Genomic DNA, 15968 nt, shown 5'->3' on the forward strand with positions numbered 1-15968 from the left:
TCCGCCTAGTAGCCGAAGGCCGCTTCGAGCGGCCCCTTCGGCATGATGACGTCGAAGGCGATGTCGAAGGTGACGAACATGATCGCCGTGAACAGGAAGGCGGTGAGCAGCGACTTCCACAGCGCGATCTTGCCGACCGCCCGCATGAAGCCCGCGATCAGCAGGAAGCTCGCGACATAGAGGCCAAGCAACTGCGTCACCAGGCAGAACAGCAGCGTCGGCACGAACACCGCCATCACCCGGCGCGCCTGCACGCGCGTGACGAAAGTCTCGGCAGCCGCGCGACGCGCAATGAGCGCGGCGATCAAGCCGTAGACGCTGCTACCGCCGAGGATGATGGAGAGATAGAACGGGAAATAGCCGGGCTCGGGCCCGGTCGAATCCCAGGATGCCCCGGTGCGCCAATTATCGTAGCCGAGGATCGCGGCCAGCGCGAGCAGCAGCAGGCAGACGATGATTTCGACCGTGCCTGAGCTGGTGACGGAGGGAGAGTGTTCCTCAGGCGCGGTCGGATCGTCGACGACGATTTCAAGATCGGTTTGGGACATGAGCTGTCAGGTCAACTTGCGCTGTCATCATCCGCGAAGGCGGATGATCCAGTATTCCAGAGACGGGCGAGGAATACGGATAAGCTGCGGCCTACTGGATGCCCCGCCTTCGCGGGGCATGACGTCGGAGGCGTCATCACTTCGCGAGGAATCCGGCTTCCGTCATCAGGGACTTGTTGGTGGCATCGTCTTCCTCGAGGAATTGCACCATGTCCTTGCCGGTGAGGAAGATCGGCTTCAATGCCTGCTTTTCCATGTAGTCCTTATACTCAGTGGTCTGCGTCACCTTGTGGAACAGCTCGACATAGAACGCCTGCTGCTCCGGTGTGACCTTCCCGGGCAGGAACATCGCGCGCAGCATCAGATACTGGACGTCGACGCCCTCCTCCTTGCAGGTCGGAATGTCGGCCCAGGACTGCGTGTCGGTCACCTTGCTGGTGTAGGCGATGCGCTCCTTGTCGAACACGCAGAGCGGACGCACCTGGCCGGCGCGCCAGACTTCGAGATTTTCGCTTGGGTTGTTGACGTTGGATTGGGTGTGGTTGCCGACGAGCTGGGTCGCGGCCTCGCCGCCGGACTTGTAGGGCAGATATGAGAATTTCGCGCCGGTCTTCTGCTCGAGGAAGACGGTCAGCACGTGGTCCTCGCGCTTGGAGCCGGTGCCGCCCATCTTGAACGGGGCGCTCGCGGCCTTCGCTGCGTCGACGAACTCCTTCACCGTCTTGGGGCCGGCACTGTTGTCCCACAGCACGAACTGGTCGAGCGCGATCACCGAGACCGGGGTCAGCTCGCGCCAGTTGAACGGGATCTTGGCCGACAGCGGCAGCATGTAGATCAGCGAATAGGCGATCAGCACCTTGTTCGGATCACCCTCGCTGGACTTCATGTACATCAGCGCTTCCGCACCCGACGCGGCGCCCTTGAGCGAGACCACCATCGGCTGCTTCATCAGATTGTTTTTCTGGATCGCGGCCTGCATCATCCGCGCCATCTGGTCGGAGGCGCCTCCCGCCCCCGCCGCCACCACGATCTCGACCGGCTTGGTCGGTTCCCAGCCGCCGGCCGCCGGTGCGACCCAAAGCGCAGCCGTCAGGATCATTGCGGCCTTCATTCCATGTCCCACGCGCGTCTTCCCCAGATTCCTGTCTATGTTCTTGTTCGGATTGGCAATTCGTGAAAGCCAGAGATGACCTGCATTGTGCGGGCGAACGCTGGCCAGTTCAAGCCGCCCGGCGTCGCACCGCTTATGACTTTGGAATGAGATTGATTGCAAGCGCTGCGGCCCGGCAAAAAAGCGCGGGCCCCTTGCGGAGCCCGCGCGCGCAATTCGCGGGAAGCCGGGCTGGCGACCGCTACACGACCAGGATGTCGTGCGGGTTGATCACCGCCGTGGCCTGGACCGCCACGATCCCATGGGCCGAGGCCTGAGTCCCGTCCGCGCTGAAATAGAGCGTCTGATTGGCCGTATCGAAATGGAATTCGGCGAAGCCGGAGAAATTATTGTCGGCCGAGCTTTCGAATGTCGACGTCACGTCCATGCCTGCCGTCAGGCCGCCGCCGAAGCCGCTCGCCGAGATCGCAATTCGATCGTGTTCGGTCGTGGTGTTGAAGTCGGTGATCTGCCCCGGCGCGGTCGGCGGTTGGAGGAAGGCGAAGGTGTCGTTGCCGCCGCCCCCGGTCATGATGTTGCCGCTGGAGGTGCCGATGAGGACATCATTACCCGCACCGCCGACGAGCTGCTCGCTGCCCTGAGTGGCGATCAGGATGCTGTCGCCACTTCCCGCGGTCAGCGTGGTTGCAGACGTCGCGTTATTGACGATGGTCGCGGTTGCGATGTTGGCCGATGTCGTCATCCCGTCGGTCGCCCCGTAGCTGAACGAACCGCCGAGCGTCGCGTCGTCCGTAAAGGACGCATTGCCGAAGGCCTCGCTGGCACTACCGCCCGAGCTCGCCGTAATCGGACCGAGCCCGAGATGGTCCGTCGTATCCGGGTCGGTGTCGTTCAACGCCAGCGCCCAACCGGCGATCGTAACCGAGCCGCCGGCGCCGACATCCGTGACCACGGTCTCGCCGACCGCGGTCGGCGCGTCGTTGGTGCCGTCGAGGGTGACGGTGACGTCCTGCATGACGGTGCCGCCATGGCCATCATCGACCGTGACGAAATAGTCCTGAGCCAGGGTCTGCCCCTGCGCCAGGAACTGGATGTCGGCATTGTTCACTGTGAAGTGCCAGCCGACCGAGCCCGTTCCTCCGGACTCGCTGAGCGGATCGAGCGCGAACGTGCCGAGATAACCGCCGCCCGCGGGCGCAAAACTCGCGGTGTGGCTGTCGCCGATCTCGGCATCGGAGAAGGAGATCGAGCCTGCGGTGGATTCGGTTGCCGGCCCCGTCGCAGGGCTGACATTGACGGAATCCAGGATCATTCCGTCGCCATCGTCGGCATAGGTGAATTGTAACGTCGAGGTCGACAATGTCGGGTCACCCGTGACCTCGAACGCATAATGATGGACGCCCGGCGCGATGTTGCTGACCGAAAGCAGCGGCATGACGGCGTCGTCCCACGTCACCGTGAGCGGCGTGTCAAGCCCTTCGGGATCGCCGATGATGTCGAAGCTGACGAAGTAGTGCTGCCCGGGCGTGGTCGCGATCGCCTGAGAGAGTGTCTCCGCGCTGCTGGTTGGGGCAAGCTGTGCCGAGAAGTGTCCGAAGCTGCCGCCGAACTCGTAGTTCACGACATGGATGTGCGAGCCGCTGGCGGTCCATCCGGTGAGATCGCCGGTCTCGAAATCACCGTTGATGATGGAAGCAGGACCGGCGTCCTCGGTCACCGATCCGCTGGCATTGGCCGCGGTGATGAGGGGATTGTCATCGACGCCTGTGATGTTGATCGTCAGCGTCGTGGTGGCCTGATGGCCCTGCCCGTCATCGACGGTGTAGCTGAATTGATCGCTGACATTGTCGCCGGAATGGAGCGCATCGACGGCTGCATTGGCGATGTAGCTAAAGGAGCGGTCAGCGTTGAGAACCAGGAAGCCATAGATGCCTGCGACCGGCATGCCGACGTCTCCTGTGCTTCCGTTCACTGCCGTGATCGTCCTCGGCGTCGAGAGATCCACGGGGTGACCGACGTCCGAGATGGAGCCGCTCACAATCGGACTGCCAGCATCGGTGCCGGTCGTGTCGGCCGCCGCGACCGTGACCGGCGTCGGGACCAGCGGATCGGATGCGCCGTTGATAGTCACGGTCACAATCTGGGTTGAACTGATGGTCGCATCCGCGACCGTCACGTCGTACTGGACCGTAAGGGTCTCCCCGACACTGAGGAAGTCGAGGTCTGCGTCGGGAATGGCGAAAGTCCAATCGATACTGCCGATGCCCGTGCCGGTGGAATCGTGCAGCGCAGTCGCGAGCGCTGTCTGGAGGTCGGCGAAAGTGTCTGCCGGCACCGAGCTGGGATTGGCCGACCACACCGCCGAATCCAGCGCGACGCTGATGGAATGGGTGTCCGACAGATCGACGTCGTTGAAGCTCAACGTTCCCGTCGGCACCGGGCTCGTGGTGTCGATCGCACTCGAATTTGTGACTCCCGGTAGCTCGGACAACGAAGCAGATTGCGGTCCACTGGTGATGACCGGCGCGTCATTGCCCCCGGTAATGACGACTGACACAGTCTGCGTCGAGCTGGTCGAGCCGTCGGCGATCTTCACGTCGTAATTCACCGTCAGCGTCTCATTGGCGGCGAGATAGTCGAGGTCCTTGTCGGCAAGCGCGAAATTCCAATCGATGCTGCCGGTACCGGTGCCGGTGGAATCGTGCAGCACCGTTGTCACCGCTGTGGCGAGATCGGCCTGCGTCGCCGCCGGCGGCGTCGGCCCGGAGCTCGAGTCGAGCGTCACCGTCACGGTGTGCGTGTCATTGGTATCCTGGTCGGTGAACGCAAGCGTGCCCGCCGGCGTGGTCGGCGTCGTGTCGGGGACCGACGAACCCGTGGTGGCGTCCTGCTCGGCCACGGTGGAGGATTCCGGAGCGCTGGTGATGACGACGGGATGATTGACGCCGAGGATAGTGATGGCGACGTCCTGCGTGGCGGTGCCGCCGTGACCGTCGTCGACCGTGACGTGATAGACGAGCTTGAGTGTCTCGCCACTGCCAAGGAAGTTGGCCTCGGAATTGGGAAACGTGAAATTCCAGTCGATATCGCCGATCACATGCCCGGTCGAATCGTGGAGCGAGGTACCGAACGCGGCCAGCAATTGCGCATTGGTCAGCGGGATCGCGCCGCCGCCCGAACGGGCCGCCGTCACCGTCGTCGAGACAGTATGCGCGTCGGCGAGATCGATGTCGGTGAAGAGCAGGCTGTCATGCGCGGTCAGATTGCCGGTCGGATCGACATTATGATCCTCGACGAGGGCGGCCGACTCCGGGCACGACAGGAACGCCGGCCTGTCGTTGGTGCCGACCACGGTGACCATGACCGTCTGCGTCGAGATTCCGCCGGCATCATCGTCGAGCTGCACCGTGTAGGTGATGTCGAGATGCTGGCCGGCCGCAAGATAGTCGAAGGCGAGATCGGGCGCCGAGAAGGTGGTGTTGATGGTGCCGGCGCTAGAGCCGGAATTCTTGATGACGTTGTCGACATGGTAGAACGCCATCAGCTCGGCGTCGCCGAACGGGCCCGGCAACAAGCCCGCGGTGGCGCCGGAGGTCGACACGCCGATCACGGTCGCGGTGTGGCCGGTGTTGGTGAGATCGTCATCGGTGAAGTTGAGTGCGACATGCACGGTGTCGGGCGACAGCGACAGGGTCTGGTTGGCCTGCTCGGTGACGGTCGCGGTCGTCGTCATGTTGATCACCGGCTTGTCGTCGCTGCCGGTGATCGTAACCTTGACGGTCTGGATCGCGGTGCCGCCGTGATTGTCGGAGACTTTGATGTCGTAAGTCAGGACCAGCGTCTGGTTCTTGGCGAGGAAATCGAAATCGTCGTCAGCGTCGCTGAAATTCCATTTGAGCTGGCCGGAGCCGTTGTGGTCGCTGACGATTTGCGACTGCATCGCGGTCTGGAAATGCGCAAGCGAGGATGCCGGAATGATCGTTCCGCTGGAGAGCACGGCGGAGTGCAATGTCGCCGTCGTCGTATGGGTGTCGCTGTGGTCGCTGTCGGTGAACGACATCGTCCCGGACAACGTGTGCAGTGTCGTGGAATCGGTGGTGTTGGCGAATTCAGTGAAGCTGCCCGTCGCGGATGAGGACGTAAATACCGGCGTATGATTGGTCATGGAAAAATCCCTGCCTGCGTTTGCCATGAGGGCGCCGCCGCATGAGACGCGGCGACGCGACTAATCGGACCGAGATATCGGACGAGATCCAACAGTCCTGACTTCAGAGTCTAAATGTCGTGGCTTGGTCGCGCGGGCCGTGCCTGGCGTCGGGGATGGTCAGCAGCAATTAAATTCTGGCGCGGCTCGCATCGTCGAACGTAGTCGCTAGGTCTTCAGTCAACTTCAGTTCAATGACTTCCGGTTGCGGTAAGGTCGGCCGGAACACATCACGCAATTTACGTCGCTCAATCGGGCTGGACTTGAAAATCACCCGGTGGAATGCAACCTCCGCGATCTTACGCCTGAGCTCGTGGCGCCGTCAACGTAAACGCGCGTTCATGCAGGCGCGCAATCGCGGTTCCGCGCGACTGAACTGCCTGAAAGATTTGTGACAATTGGAATTACGCGGAGTGGCTGACGAAGCGCGATAGCAATCGCTTCGGCGTTCACGCCGCGTTTCAGCGGCGCGAAAAGCCTAGATCTGCGCTACTTGCCCTTCCAGTTCGGCGTGCGCTTGTTCAGGAAGGCGTCCATGCCCTCGCGAAAATCCTCGCTCATATAGGCCTTGAGGATCAGGTCCTCGCCCTGTTCGCGCGACAGCGTGGGGCGGATGCGGCGCACCGCTTCCTTGGTCGTTTCGAGCGTCAGCGGCGCATGGCTCGCGACGAGCTTTGCAGTCTCCTCGGCGCGGCGCTGCAGTGTCTCGACATCAGGCACGATTTCGGTGAGCAGGCCGAGCGACAGCGCTTCCTGCGCCTCGACCAGGCGCGCCCTGAAGATCATGTCCTTGGTGCGCGCAGGTCCCACCAGCGAGACGATCCGGCTGATGTTCGACATCGACAGGCAGTTGCCGAGCGTGCGTGCGATCGGAAATCCCATGCGCGTCGTCTCGGTGCCGATGCGCAGATCGCAGCAGGCGGCGATGCCGGCGCCGCCACCAGTGCAGGCGCCCGCGATGGCCGCAATCACCGGCACGCGGCACTGCTCGAGCGTGCCGAGCACGCGATCGATCCGCGCCTCGTAGTCGAGCGCATCCTGCGCAGTCTTGAACGCGCGGAATTGCGAGATGTCGGTGCCGGAGGCGAACGCCTTGTCGCCGGCGCCGGTCAGGATCAGCGCCTTGATCGAACGGTCGGCATTGATCTCCAGGCATATCTCCGCCATGCGGTCATACATGGCGAAGGTCATGGCGTTGCGCGCCTGCGGGCGGTTGAAGGTGATCCGCGCGATGCCGTCCGTGACGGAGTAGAGCAGGTCTTCGTTGGTCGTCGTCGGTGCGTTCATCGCGCGCTCACTTTCCAGATGAGTTCAAGCCACCTGAGCTTTGGCCATCGGCACCACATCGCGCCCCTTCAGGACGTCCATGGCCGCCAACACGCCGCCGCTCCGGTGCGGAATCTTTGCAAGATCCAGGCCCATCTCGACGCCGGCGAGCGTGCCCATCAGCATCAGATCGTTGAAATGGCCGATATGGCCGATGCGGAACACCTTGCCCTTGACCTTGTTCAGGCCGGTGCCGAGCGACATGTCGAAGTTCTCCAGCACCACCTTGCGGAAGGCGTCGGCGTCGTGGCCGTCAGGCACGCGCACGCCAGTCAGCGCCGGCGAATGCGCGGCGGGATCGACGCACTGCGTCTCCAGGCCCCAGACCTTGGCCGCCGCGCGCGTCGCTGCGCTGTGGCGCTTGTGGCGGGTCCAGACGTTCTCCAGCCCCTCCTCCTCCAGCATCTTGACCGCTTCGCGCAGGCCGTAGAGCAGATTGGTCGCGGGCGTATAGGGGAAGGTGCCGAGCTTGTTGAAGCTGATCACTTCCTGCCAGTCCCAATAGGAGCGCATGCCGGGGTTGGCCTTCGCCACTGCGAGCGCCTTCTCCGAGACGGCGTTGAAGCTGAGACCCGGCGGTAGCATCAGGCCCTTCTGGGAGCCGGCGACCGAGACGTCGATGCCCCAGGCGTCGTGCTCGTATTCCATCGAGCCGAGGCCGGAGATGGTGTCGACCATCAGCAGCGCCGGATGCTTGACGCGATCGAGCAGCTTGCGCACCTCGAGCGGCGGCGTCACGCAGCCGGTCGAGGTCTCGTTGTGGACGACACAGACCGCCTTGATCGTGAGCTGCTTGTCGGCGCTGAGGCGCTTCTCGATCTCGGCGAGGTCGGCGCCGTGGCGCCAGTCGCTCGGGATGAAGTCGACGTCGATCTTGAATTTTTCGGCGATGCCGCGCCACAGCACGGCGAACTGGCCGGTCTCGCACATCAAGACCTTGTCGCCGGGGGCGAACACGTTGACCATCGCCGCTTCCCAGGCGCCGGTGCCGGACGAGGGAAAGATGATCACGGGCTGCTTGGTGCGGAACACCCGCTGCATCGAGGCCAGGACCGCGAAACCGAGCTCGGCGAACTCCGGACCGCGATGGTCCAGCGTCGGCATGTCCATCGCCCGCAGCACGCGGTCGGGCACATTGGTCGGTCCTGGAATCTGGAGAAAATGCCTTCCAGTATGCACGGTCATAGGCGTCCTTCCCGGTCTAGCCTTGTTTTGATGGCCGCCGAATAGCACCATTTGACCGACTTGTCCCCTCTCCAAAGGGCTGCTCCCATGCAGAACCGGGGCCCCCTCCGCCGCCCCTACTCCGCGGCCACCACCTTGCCGGACGGCAGGCGTCCCTCGGCCTCCGTAAACGGGCGTTCCGGGTGCATCAGGAAGGCCGAGACGCCGCCGAGCAGCAGCAGCCCCATCGACATCAGGAACGGCAGGTACCAGTTTCCGGTCGCATCGATCACGAAGCCCGCGACCAGCGGAGAGACGATGGCGGCAAAGGCCGAGCCGGTGTTCATGAGTCCCGACGCGGTCCCCGAATATTTCGGCGCAATGTCCATCGGAATCGACCACATCGGGCCGATCACCAGTTCGGCACAGAAGAAGCCGGCCGACAGGCACAGCGCCACGATCGTGATGTCGTGGACGAACAGGATCGGGAACAGCGAGAGCAGCGCCCCCGCAAATCCCGCAACGGTGACGCTGAGCCGCGCCAGGCGGACATTGCCGGTGCGGTCGAGGATCTTGTCCGAGATCACGCCGCCGACGCTGTCGCCGATCACGCCGGCGAAGAAGACGCCGGAGGCGAACAGCGCCGAGTTCTTGATGTCGAGATTGTAGTTGTTCTTGAAGAACAGCGGCAGCCAGTTGAGATAGAGCCACAGGCACCAGCCGTAGCAGAAATAGGTCAGCGTCACCGGCCACATCCGCCCCAACAGCGGTCCCCAGGGCACGCGCGGCCGCTCGCCGGTCGGGCGCGGCGGCAATGCAGCGAGCTCGGCTTCCGTGATGGAGGCGTGTTCCTTCGGCTCGTTGCGGAAGTACCAGACCCAGATCACGCCCCAGATCAGGCTGACAAAGCCGAGCACGACGAAGGCGCCGCGCCAGGTCAGCCAGAGGATCAAAAGCGCCACCACGGGCGGCGTCACCGCATTGCCGAGCCGGGCAAAGGAATGGGTCAGGCCTTGCGCAAAACCGCGGCGGTTGGCCGGCGTCCAGTATTGCATCGCGCGCGTCGCGGTCGGGAACGTCGCACCCTCGCCGAAGCCGAGCGCGAAGCGCGCGACGAACAGTGCGCCAAGACCGTTGACGAAACCGGTCGAGATGGTGGCGGCCGCCCAGATCATGCCGCACCAGAACAGCGTCTTGCGCGGCCCGAAGCGATCACCGACCCAGCCGCCGATCACCTGGAACAGCAGATAGGGATAGGCGAAGGCGGAGAAGACGAGGCCGAGCTGGGTGTTCGAGAGAGCGAGCTCCTTCTGGATCTCGCTCGCCGCGGTGCCGATGTTCACCCGGTCGACATAGGTGATGAAATACATCGCGCAGAGCATCGCCAGCACGACATGCGTCGCCTTGAACCGAATTCCCATCTCCACCCCTCCTGATCGCTCTTTATGATTGGCCTTGCGTGTCCCTGCGCAATTCTAGGTGCCGACCACTTTCAGATGCGGCGATGCATTGCCCTGCGGGCGCTGCTCCAGCAGCTTCATCGCGACGTCGACGCCGCCGGAGCGGTGCGGCACACCGGCGACCGACAGGCCCATCTCCACGCCAGTGAGCGCGCCGAGCAGCGTCAGCGCATTGCATTCACCGAGATGGCCGATGCGGAAGACCTTTCCGGCGACCTTGGAGAGGCCCGAGCCGAGCGACATGTTGTAATTCTCGAGCACGATCTTGCGGAACTGGTCGGCGTCATGGCCCGGCGGCATCAGCACTGCGGTCAGCACCGGCGAGAATTCCGACGGCTCCTGGCAGAGCACTTCGAGCCCCCAATGATTGACGGCGGCGCGCGTCGCGGCGGCGAGCCGCTGATGCCGCGCGAACACGTTGTCGAGCCCCTCTTCGAGCAGCATCGCGATCGCCTCGCGCAGGCCGTAGAGCAAATTGGTCGCCGGCGTGTAGGGGAAGAAGCCGTTGGCGTTCGGCTTGAGCATCTCCTCCCAGTCGAAATAGGAGCGCGGCATCTTGTTGGTCTTCGCAGCTGCGCGCGCCTTCTCCGAGATCGCGTTGAAGCCGAGACCGGGCGGCAGCATGAATCCCTTTTGCGAGCAGCTGACGCTGACATCGACCTTCCACTCGTCATGGCGGTAGTCGACCGAGCCGAGCGAGGAGATGGTGTCGACCATCAACAGCGCCGGATGCGAGGCGCGGTCGATTGCGGCGCGGATCTCGGCGATGCGGCTGGTCGCGCCGGTCGAGGTCTCGTTGTGCACGACCATGACGGCCTTGATCGCGCGGGCCTTGTCCTCGGTGAGCCGCGCTTCGATCAATGCGGGATCGGCGCCGCGACGCCAGTCGCCGGGCACGAAATCGACCTCGATACCGAAGCGCCCCGCCATCTGCCGCCACAGCGTGGCGAAATGGCCGGTCTCGACCATCAGCACCTTGTCGCCCGGCGACAGCGTGTTGACGATCGCGGCCTCCCAGGCGCCCGTCCCTGACGAGGGGAAGATGATGACGGGGCCTTTGGTCTGGAAAATCTTTTGGCTGCCTTCCAGCACGATGCGGCCAAGCTGTCCGAACTCCGCGCTGCGGTGGTCAATCACCGGCATGTCCATGGCGCGCAACACGCGCTCGGGGACCGGGCTCGGGCCCGGAATCTGAAGGAAATGGCGCCCCTGATGCATGAAAACCTCCCTGGCGGCGGATTCTGGCTGGCTCGGCCACTATTTTGCATTCATTTTTTGTCATTTCAATCGAAATTTGGTATTCGATTGTGGACGTCGACGCGGTTAATCGAGCAAACTACTGTGCTGCAAATGAAATCCACGATTCCCGACACCGGAGTTCCGATCGCCCCGCCCGCCACGAATGGCGGCGACCGCCAGGAAAACCGCCAAGAGGCCTCGCTCCATGGCGAGATCCTGCTGCGGCTGCGCGACTACGTCGTGGAAGGCAACATTCCCGATGGCGCCCGCGTTCCCGAGCGCCAGCTCTGCGCGATGCTCGGCATCTCCCGGACACCGCTGCGTGAGGCATTAAAGGTGCTCGCGGCCGAGGGCCTGATCGAGCTGCTTCCCAACCGCGGCGCCCGCATTCGCCAGCTCAGCCAGCGCGACCTCGAAGAGCTGTTCGACGTCATGGCCGGACTTGAGAGTCTCGCCGGGCGCCTTGCCTGCGAGGCCATTACGGATGAGGAAATCACCGCGATCGAACAGCTGCATTACGAGATGTACGGCCACTATTTGCATCGCGACATGCACGGCTATTTCCAGACCAACCAGCGCATCCACGAGAGCATCGTCGCGGCCGCGCGCAACGAGACGCTGAAGACGGCCTACGCCAACTTCGCCGGACGGATTCGCCGCGTCCGCTACTCCGCCAATTTCGCCCGCAAGCGGCAGCGCTGGGCGGAGGCGATGCGCGAGCACGAGGCGATCCTCGACGCGCTGCGCCGCCGCGCCGCGAGCGAGCTCAGCGACACCCTGTTCCAGCACCTGCGCAACAAGCGGACCGCTGCGATCGAGCACCTGGCTGAGCCCGAAGACGACGCGCCGGCAGCGCCCTAACAGGCGGCCGGCTTGCTCATTTTGAATTCATAATATAATCGGTCAGAAAACAAGAATGAATACTCAGCACGGCCAACAGCCGCGTTGGATCACTCCGGGACCAGGGATGACAAACGCCTCCTCGCTCGAACGACGCCTGCGCGCGGACATGACTGGCGACGTCCTGTTCGACGGCTTCAGCCGCGGCCGCTACGCCACCGACGCCTCGTTCTACCAGATCGTACCGTCGGGCGTCGTGGTCCCCAAGACCATGGACGAGGCGCTGCGGGCCCTGGCGATCGCCCGCGACGAAGGCGTGAAGGTCACCCCGCGCGGCGGCGGCACCTCGCAATGCGGCCAGACCGTCAATGACGGCCTCGTCGTCGATCTCTCGAAGCACCTCAACCGTATCCTGTCGCTGGACGTCGAAGGACGGACCTGCGTGGTCGAGCCCGGCATCGTGCTCGACGACCTCAACCGCCAGCTCAAAAAGCATGGCCTGTGGTTTCCGGTCGACGTCTCCACGGCGTCGCGCGCCACCATCGGCGGCATGGCCGGCAACAATTCCTGCGGCGGCCGCTCGCTTCGCTACGGCACCATGCGCGACAACACGCTGTCGCTGGAGGCTTCCCTCGCCGACGGAACGCTGAGCCGCTTCGGTGAGGTGTCGCGCGATCTCTCCGACCTCGACGCCGGCGACAACATGCGCGCGCTGTTCCGCGACATGCTCGATCTCGGCTCCCGCGAGGCCGACGAGATCGCAGCGCGCTTTCCCAAGGTGCAGCGCCGCGTCGGTGGCTACAATCTCGATGCGCTGACGCCGCGCAATGCGCGCAATAACATGGCGCATCTCCTCGTCGGCTCGGAAGGCACACTGGCCTTCACCACCAAGGTCGAGCTGAAGCTGTGGCCCGTGATCCGCAACAAGGCGCTCGGCGTTTGCCATTTCGGCAGATTTTACGAGGCGATGGATGCGGCCCAGCATCTGGTCAAGCTGAAGCCGATCGCGGTCGAGCTGGTCGATCGCACCATGCTCGCGCTCGGCCGCGACATCGCGATGTTCAAGCCGATCATCAATGCCGCGATCAAGGGCGATCCGGATGCCGTGCTGATGGTCGAGTTCGCCGAGGAGGACCAGGCCGACAATCTGTTGCGCCTCAAGCAGCTCGGCGAGTTGATGGGCGATCTCGGCTTCGGCTGGAATAACGACACGCGCAAATGGGGCGGCGTGGTCGAGATCACCGAGCCCGCGCTCCAAAGCGGCATTGCCGATTTCCGCGCCGCCGGTCTCAACGTCATGATGTCCATGAAGCAGGAAGGCAAGCCCGTCTCCTTCGTCGAGGACTGCGCCGTACCGCTGCCGCATCTCGCCGACTACACCCAGCGTCTGAACGAGGTATTTTCTAAACACGGCACCAGCGGCACGATGTACGCGCACGCCTCCGAAGGCTGCCTGCATGTGCGCCCCGTGCTGAATTTGAAGCTGGAGAAGGACGTCAAGGCGATGCGCGCCATCGCCGAGGAAGCCTTCGCGCTCGTGCGCGAGTACAAGGGCTCGCATTCCGGCGAGCACGGCGACGGCCTGGTGCGCTCCGAATTCCACGAGACCATGTTCGGCGAGCGTCTCGTCGCCGACTTCAAAGAGGTGAAACAGCGCTTCGATCCCGACGGCGTGCTCAATCCCGGCAAGATCGTCGACGCGCCCAGGATGGACGACCGCTCGCTGTTCCGCTTCAAGCCCGACTATCGCGTCGCCGACCTCAAGACGGAGCTCGACTGGTCGGCCTATCCCGGCGCCGGCGGCGGTTTTCAGGGCGCGATCGAGATGTGCAACAACAACGGCGCCTGCCGCAAGCTCGAGGGCGGCGTGATGTGCCCGTCCTATCGCGCCACGCGCAACGAGAAGGACGTCACGCGAGGTCGCGCCAATACGCTGCGGCTCGCGATCTCCGGCCAGCTCGGCCCCGATGCGCTGTCCTCCGACGAGATGATGGAGACGCTGAAACTTTGCGTCTCCTGCAAGGCCTGCCGCCATGAATGCCCGACCGGCGTCGACATGGCCAAGATGAAGATCGAGGTGCTGGCCGCGCGCGCGTCCTCCCACGGCCTGACGCTGCGCGATCGCCTGGTCGGCTACCTCCCGCGCTACGCGGGCCTCGCATCGCGCTTCGCGCCGCTGGTGAATTGGCGCAACCACAGCCCCCTGCTGCGAAAGCTGTTCGAGCGTTTTGCGGGCATCAGCGCGCGCCGGGCGCTACCCGCCTTCCGCAGCGATGTCTTCGTGCCACCGGCCGAAACGGTCGGGCCGGCGACCGGCCGCGAGCTCGTTCTCTTTGCCGACACCTTTAATCGCATCTACGAGCGCGAGAATCTCGAGGCCGCGTTGCGCGTGCTCGCGGCCGGCGGCTATCGCGTGCATATGCCGAAGCCTGCCAGCGGCGACCGCCCGCTGTGTTGCGGCCGGACCTTCCTGTCGACCGGCCTTGTCGATGAAGCCAAATCCGAGCTTGACCGTCTCGTCGCCGCCTTCGCGCCCTTTGCCGCGCGCGGCGTCCCGATTGTCGGCCTCGAACCGAGCTGCCTGCTGACGCTGCGCGACGAGCTTGCCTCGCTGCGCAAGGACAACGACGCCAGGGCCGTCGGCGCCCATGCCCTGACCTTCGAGGAGTTTCTCGTGCGCGAGGCCGAGGCCGGCCGGCTGCAATTGCCGCTCGGCACCGTCGCCGACAAAGCCGTCGTCCACGGCCATTGCCACCAAAAATCCTTCGGCGCCTTCAAACCGGTCGAGCAGGTGCTGCGCCTCGTCCCCGGCCTTGAGGTCAAGACCATCGAGTCCAGCTGCTGCGGCATGGCCGGCGCTTTCGGCTACGGTGCCGACACCTACGATGCCTCGATCGAAATGGCCGAGCTGTCACTGCTGCCCGCGGTGCGGAAGGTTGATCAGGCGACATTAGTCGTCGCCGACGGCACCTCCTGCCGCCACCAGATCCACGACGGCGCGCAACGCGAGGCCCTTCACGTCGCCCGCGTGCTGGCGATGAGCCTCGACCGCGCCAAGATCAATTCCACTTCAACCGCTGTAAAGGAACCCAGCCATGGCTGACCTCACGCTCGACACCGCCCGGAAAATCCTCGACGCCGCATTCGCGAAGGCGGATGAGCTGAAGCTCAAGCCGCTCGTCGTCACCGTCCTCGACGCCCGCGGCGTACTCAAGATCGCAGCCGCGCAGGACGGCACCAGCCTGATGCGCGCCGAGATCGCCCACGGCAAAGCCTATGGCGCGCTCGCCATGGGCCTGGGCTCGCGCGCGCTATTTCAGCGGGCGCAGGAGCAGCCCTATTTCATCGACGCCGTGAACACGATTGCAAAAGGCGCGCTGGTGCCGGTCCCCGGCGGCGTGCTGATCATGGACGGCAAGACCTTGCTGGGCGCCGTCGGCATCTCCGGCGACGCGTCTGACAATGATGAGGCCTGCGCGGTGGCGGGCATCCAGGCGGCGGGGCTGAAAGCCAACGCTGGATAGTACTCGTCACTGATGCCGCCCCCGAGCTGGGTGAGCCCAGCGGCGCGATGCCGTTGGCTTGTGTCAGCCGTCTGAGGTCCCCTCCAAAGCGCGCGCCACGCGGTCCGAGGCGTCAATTGGTCTGGCTTGCCGGCGGTCGGTATTCCGGGAACCGGCTGAGCATCGCGGCCTTCAGGAATTTGAAATGGGCGATCGACGCGCTGAGCTCCTTCAACCTGCGCTGGCCGTTCAGGATTTCCTTGTCGAACAGATCCTGATGGTGATTGTCCAGCGCTTCGCGCTCGAGATATTCGTCATTGCCGTTGCCGATGGTCACAGCCGCGCGCGCCAGCACGTCTTCCACCCGGCGGTTCAGACCCGATTGCTCACGCTCCGCCGCATGCAGCGCGTCCTCGATCGCGACCATGATGGCTTCGATGCGCGTACGATCGGTGTCGGCGTCGCGCTCGGGCGAGCGGGCACGGAACGTCTGCTCTCCGCCGAAGCGGTCTTTCAGGAAATTGTGTGTGCGGGCCCGTAAGAAGAGCTGAAACATGCGTGCACTTTCCGGTT

The 15968-nt window shown here is 64.1% G+C and carries 11 protein-coding genes; 3 read left to right on the forward strand and 8 right to left on the reverse strand.

Annotated elements, in window-relative coordinates; all coding sequences use genetic code 11:
• Positions 1 to 5 precede the first annotated feature (5 nt).
• From V1280_RS14870 to V1280_RS14900, 7 genes are all read right to left on the reverse strand, one after another.
• Positions 6 to 548, reverse strand: coding sequence for a tripartite tricarboxylate transporter TctB family protein (locus V1280_RS14870; protein WP_334525076.1), 543 nt, complete (start codon positions 546 to 548; stop codon positions 6 to 8).
• 136 nt (positions 549 to 684) lie between these two features.
• Positions 685 to 1659, reverse strand: coding sequence for a Bug family tripartite tricarboxylate transporter substrate binding protein (locus V1280_RS14875; protein WP_334525078.1), 975 nt, complete (start codon positions 1657 to 1659; stop codon positions 685 to 687).
• A gap of 241 nt (positions 1660 to 1900) precedes the next feature.
• Positions 1901 to 5824, reverse strand: a complete 3924-nt coding sequence (locus V1280_RS14880; protein ID WP_334525080.1) for a beta strand repeat-containing protein — start codon at positions 5822 to 5824, stop codon at positions 1901 to 1903.
• Positions 5825 to 6352: 528 nt separating this feature from the next.
• Positions 6353 to 7150 (reverse strand): enoyl-CoA hydratase/isomerase family protein, encoded by a 798-nt coding sequence (locus tag V1280_RS14885; RefSeq protein ID WP_334525083.1) that lies wholly within the window; start codon positions 7148 to 7150, stop codon positions 6353 to 6355.
• Between the two features lie 24 nt (positions 7151 to 7174).
• On the reverse strand, positions 7175 to 8374 hold the full coding sequence (locus V1280_RS14890; RefSeq protein WP_334525086.1) for a pyridoxal-phosphate-dependent aminotransferase family protein: 1200 nt from the start codon (positions 8372 to 8374) through the stop codon (positions 7175 to 7177).
• 116 nt (positions 8375 to 8490) lie between these two features.
• Positions 8491 to 9774 (reverse strand): MFS transporter, encoded by a 1284-nt coding sequence (locus V1280_RS14895; protein ID WP_334525088.1) that lies wholly within the window; start codon positions 9772 to 9774, stop codon positions 8491 to 8493.
• A 54-nt stretch (positions 9775 to 9828) separates the two neighbouring features.
• Complete coding sequence (locus V1280_RS14900; RefSeq protein ID WP_334525090.1) at positions 9829 to 11031, reverse strand: pyridoxal-phosphate-dependent aminotransferase family protein; 1203 nt, start codon at positions 11029 to 11031, stop codon at positions 9829 to 9831.
• Between the two features lie 132 nt (positions 11032 to 11163).
• On the opposite strand from V1280_RS14900, the gene V1280_RS14905 reads away from it, so the two are divergent.
• The 3 genes from V1280_RS14905 (at position 11164) to V1280_RS14915 (ending at position 15416) form a co-directional block, all read left to right on the forward strand.
• A complete protein-coding gene (locus V1280_RS14905; protein ID WP_334525093.1) occupies positions 11164 to 11913 on the forward strand; it encodes a GntR family transcriptional regulator in 750 nt (249 codons plus the stop codon).
• Positions 11914 to 12019: 106 nt separating this feature from the next.
• A complete protein-coding gene (locus V1280_RS14910; protein ID WP_334525095.1) occupies positions 12020 to 14995 on the forward strand; it encodes an FAD-binding and (Fe-S)-binding domain-containing protein in 2976 nt (991 codons plus the stop codon).
• Complete coding sequence (locus tag V1280_RS14915; RefSeq protein ID WP_334525098.1) at positions 14988 to 15416, forward strand: GlcG/HbpS family heme-binding protein; 429 nt, start codon at positions 14988 to 14990, stop codon at positions 15414 to 15416. Before V1280_RS14910 ends, V1280_RS14915 begins: the two co-directional genes overlap by 8 nt.
• Before the next feature lie 112 nt (positions 15417 to 15528).
• On the opposite strand, the gene V1280_RS14920 is transcribed toward V1280_RS14915, so the two are convergent.
• Positions 15529 to 15951 carry a hypothetical protein gene (locus V1280_RS14920; protein ID WP_234681973.1) on the reverse strand — a complete coding sequence of 141 codons (423 nt, stop codon included), beginning with the start codon at positions 15949 to 15951 and terminating at the stop codon, positions 15529 to 15531.
• Between the last annotated feature and the right edge of the window lie 17 nt (positions 15952 to 15968).

Source organism: Bradyrhizobium sp. AZCC 2230 (assembly GCF_036924495.1).
GTDB classification, from domain to species: Bacteria; Pseudomonadota; Alphaproteobacteria; order Rhizobiales; family Xanthobacteraceae; genus Bradyrhizobium; species Bradyrhizobium rifense.

What these genes read in the sequence shown, in the direction of transcription:
- V1280_RS14905 (WP_334525093.1), top strand. Translation starts at nt 11,164, where the DNA reads ATGAAATCCACGATTCCCGACACCGGAGTTCCGATCGCCCCGCCCGCC.
- V1280_RS14900 (WP_334525090.1), bottom strand. Translation starts at nt 11,031, where the DNA reads ATGCATCAGGGGCGCCATTTCCTTCAGATTCCGGGCCCGAGCCCGGTC.
- V1280_RS14880 (WP_334525080.1), bottom strand. Translation starts at nt 5,824, where the DNA reads ATGACCAATCATACGCCGGTATTTACGTCCTCATCCGCGACGGGCAGC.
- V1280_RS14910 (WP_334525095.1), top strand. Translation starts at nt 12,020, where the DNA reads ATGACAAACGCCTCCTCGCTCGAACGACGCCTGCGCGCGGACATGACT.
- V1280_RS14870 (WP_334525076.1), bottom strand. Translation starts at nt 548, where the DNA reads ATGTCCCAAACCGATCTTGAAATCGTCGTCGACGATCCGACCGCGCCT.
- V1280_RS14895 (WP_334525088.1), bottom strand. Translation starts at nt 9,774, where the DNA reads ATGGGAATTCGGTTCAAGGCGACGCATGTCGTGCTGGCGATGCTCTGC.
- V1280_RS14890 (WP_334525086.1), bottom strand. Translation starts at nt 8,374, where the DNA reads ATGACCGTGCATACTGGAAGGCATTTTCTCCAGATTCCAGGACCGACC.
- V1280_RS14920 (WP_234681973.1), bottom strand. Translation starts at nt 15,951, where the DNA reads ATGTTTCAGCTCTTCTTACGGGCCCGCACACACAATTTCCTGAAAGAC.
- V1280_RS14915 (WP_334525098.1), top strand. Translation starts at nt 14,988, where the DNA reads ATGGCTGACCTCACGCTCGACACCGCCCGGAAAATCCTCGACGCCGCA.
- V1280_RS14875 (WP_334525078.1), bottom strand. Translation starts at nt 1,659, where the DNA reads ATGAAGGCCGCAATGATCCTGACGGCTGCGCTTTGGGTCGCACCGGCG.
- V1280_RS14885 (WP_334525083.1), bottom strand. Translation starts at nt 7,150, where the DNA reads ATGAACGCACCGACGACGACCAACGAAGACCTGCTCTACTCCGTCACG.